Origin of the sequence: Kineococcus glutinatus (assembly GCF_039542765.1) — a bacterium.
Taxonomy (GTDB): Bacteria; Actinomycetota; Actinomycetes; order Actinomycetales; family Kineococcaceae; genus Kineococcus_A; species Kineococcus_A glutinatus.
Genome location: NZ_BAABIL010000807.1, coordinates 1 through 2,871 on the forward strand (window position 1 = coordinate 1; position 2,871 = coordinate 2,871).

The 2,871-nt window shown below is 80.3% G+C and carries 1 protein-coding gene; it reads right to left on the reverse strand.

Annotation, left to right across the window (positions count from 1 at the left end; genetic code table 11):
- Window positions 1–2,871: ATP-binding protein (locus ABEB16_RS21625; RefSeq protein WP_345714234.1), on the reverse strand; the 2,871-nt coding region annotated here is incomplete at both ends.

Sequence of the window (2,871 nt, forward strand, 5' to 3'; positions counted from 1 at the left end):
CCCGCCAGGACCGGCATGTCCCGGGTGGCGAGGCCCGCTTCGTGGGCGGCGACCAGGTGCGCGGCCGCGGCGCCCGGATCGCCCTCGGCCAGCGCCAGGCTCGTCGCCGAGGTGTGCGCCACCGTCCGCTCGTGCCGCCACATCGCGCTCGCCGGGTCCCCGTCGACCCGCGCCAGCACCGGCTCCAGCAGCCGGCGCGCCTCCGCCGGGTCGCCCAGCGCCAGCGCCACGCCCGCGCCGGTCACCCCCGCCCAGGTCCGCAGCTGCCGCGACGTCCCCGAGGTGGACTCCACCGCCGCCAGCAGCGCCGCCACCTGCGCCCGCGCCTCCTGCGGCCGGTGCCGGCGCACCGCGAGGTCCGCCAGCCGCATCCGCAGCAGCACCGAGTCGTCGGCGACGCCGAAGGGTTCCAGCAGGTCGTACGCCTCCGCGTAGGCGGCCGCCGCGCCCTCCAGGTCGCCGTCGTAGCTGCGCACCTGCCCGACCATGCGCAGCGCACCCGCCAGGCCCCAGTGCTCGCCCAGCCCCCGCAGCCGCCGCACCGCCTCCGCCGCGTCGCGGCGCACCACCGCCAGGTCGCCCTCGTTCTCCGCGTGGGCGGCGCGCATCGACAGCGCCATCGCCGCCAGCCACGGGTCCGCCGACGCCGCGGCCGCCTCGACCCCGTCGTGGAACTCCGCCGTCCGGCCCGACAGCAGCACGAGGAGCAGCCGCAGCACGGCGAGCAGGGGAGAGCCGCCGGGGTCGGCGGGCGGCACGGCGTCCAGCTCCGCGGCCACCGCCCCCAGCCGCGCCTCGGCGTCCGCGGCGCTGACGAGCGCCGCGTCGGCGGTGAGCACCGCGTTGACGGTGAGCAGCGCCTCGGCCTCCACGACGGCCGCGGTGCGCGGCGCGCCGCCCGGCACCACCGACAGCGCCTCCCGCAGCCACTCCGCGGCCCGCTCGTGCCGGCTGAGCACGGTCCACCACCACGTCAGCGGCACCACCAGCCGCAGCGCGTCCGCCGCCTGCCGGTGTTCGACGAACCAGCGCAGCGCCGCCCGGCCGTCCTCCGCCTCGACGTCGAGCCGACGGGCGACCGCCAGCTGCTCCGGGCCGGCCAGGAGCCGGGCGCTGCCGGCGGCCGCGTCGGCGAACCAGCGGGCGTGGGCCGCCCGGGCCGTCTCCAGCTCCCCGGCGGCGGCCAGCCGTTCCGCGGCGTACTCCTTGATGGTCTCCAGCAGCGCGGAGCGCACCTCGCCGCCGCGCTCGGCGCGCTGCACCAGCGACTTGTCCACGAGCGCCGCGAGCAGGTCGGGCACGTCGGCGGCGGGAACGCCCTCCCGGCCGCAGACGGCGACGGCGGCCGCGGTGGTGGGACCGGTGGCGAACACCGACAACCGTTGCAGGACGCGCTGTTCGGCGTCGGTGAGCAGGTCCCAGCTCCAGTCCACGACGGCGCGCAGCGTGCGGTGGCGGGCCACCGCGGTGCGCCTGCCACCGGCCAGCAGCGCGAACCGGTCCGACAGCCGCGCGGCGACCTCCTGCACCGGCATCGTCCGCAGCCGGGCCGCGGCCAGCTCCAGGGCCAGCGGCAGCCCGTCGAGGCGGCGCACCACCGCCACGACCGCGGCCACCGTCGAGGCGTCCACGGTGAAGTCGGGGCTGGCGGCGGCGGCGCGGTCGGCGAACAGCCGCACCGCGGGGCTGCGCAGCGCCCCGGCGGCGTCCGCGTCCTCCTCGGGCACCGGCAGCGGCCCGAGCGGGTGCAGCACCTCCCCGTCGACGCCGAGGGCCTCCCGGCTCGTCGCGAGCACCCGCACCCGCGGGCAGCGGGCCAGCAGCTCCTCCACGAGGGCCGCGGTGGCGTCGACGACGTGCTCGCAGTTGTCGACGACGAGCAGCACGTCGCGGTCGGCGAGGGTGTCCAGCAGGCGGCGGCGGCTGTCGGGGGGTGTGCTGCGCTCCGCCCGCAGCACCTCCCGCGCGGCCGCGACCCCCACGGCGTCGGCCACCGCCGACACGACGTCGCGCGGGTCGGCGACGGGGGCCAGGGTGACCAGGTGCACGGGGCGCGGGCGGGCGGCGCCGACCCGGCGCGCCACCTCGGTGGCCAGCCGGGTCTTGCCCGCGCCACCGGGCCCGACGAGGGTCACCAGCCGGACGCGCTCCAGCAGCCCGGCGACCCGCCCGGCGTCGGCCTCCCGGCCCACGAAGCTGGTCAGCGGGTGGGGGAGGGCCCCCGGCGCGGGTCCGGTCCGCGGCGGGCCGGCGACCGGCGCGGCACGGGTGGGCGCGGGGTGGGCGGTGGGCGTGGTGGGGTCCGCGTCCGCCGCCCGCAGCACCTCCAGGTGCGCTGCCCGCAGCACGGCGGACGGATCGGCGCCCAGCTCCTCGGCGAGGCGGGCGCGGACCTCCTCGTAGGCGGTGAGCGCCTCGGCGGAGCGGCCCGCGGCGTGCAGGGCCCGCACCCGCAGCGCGGCGAGGCGTTCCTGGTGCGGGTGCTGCCGGCTCAGCGCCCCCAGCTCGGCGGTCAGGCCGGTGAGCGCGCCGCGGCGCAGGTCGGCCTCGGCGCGGTCGGCCACCGCCTCCAGGCGCAGCTCCTCCCAGCGGGCCGCCTCCGCCGGCTGGTCGAGGTCGGCCAGCGCCGGTCCCCGCCACAGCGCCAGGCCCTCGGCCAGCAGCGCCGCGGCCTCCTCGGCGTCCCCGCGGGTGAGGGCCTCGCGCCCGGCGGCGGCCGCGGCGGCGAAGCGGGCGGTGTCCACGGCGGCCGGGTCGAGCACCAGCCGGTAGCCCGGGCCGGACTGCTCCACGACCACGGCGCCGGCCAGGGCACGGCGCAACCGGGACACCAGGGACTGCAGCGCGCCCGCCCCGCCGGCGGTGCCGTCG